The sequence below is a fragment of the uncultured Nocardioides sp. genome (genome assembly GCF_902805925.1).
GTDB lineage: Bacteria > Actinomycetota > Actinomycetes > Propionibacteriales > Nocardioidaceae > Nocardioides.
In genome coordinates, this window is sequence record NZ_CADCUP010000233.1 from 3005 (window position 1) to 3328 (window position 324).

Consider the following 324-nt stretch of genomic DNA (forward strand, 5'->3'; position numbering starts at 1 on the left):
GGGCTCGTAGGTGGTTCGGGTGTCGCCGTGGTCGACGACCACCACGCCCCGGCCCGCCAGGTGCCCGGCGAAGGCGACCCGGCCCGCCATGGCGGCGCGCACCGCCTGCCCCGGCCGACCCACGAGGTCGACGCCTCGGTGACCGGCGCCCCAGGGGTCCTCGGGCGGGTCGAACCCCGACTCCACCGCAGGCTCGGGCCGGAGCGGCCACACCCCGACGGGATCGGTCGTGGCCGACACCGGACCGGCCCGGGCGAGCAGCAGCGGGACGACGAGGAGGAGTGCCAGGGCACGGATGACCATGGCGGTAGCCTCATCAAGGCT

General features: G+C 76.2%; 1 protein-coding gene. It reads right to left on the reverse strand.

Going from position 1 to position 324, the window contains the following annotated elements:
- On the reverse strand, positions 1-303 hold a 303-nt coding region (locus QZX64_RS16645; RefSeq protein WP_295662126.1), incomplete at its 3' end, for a M23 family metallopeptidase.
- Positions 304-324: the final 21 nt, after the last annotated feature.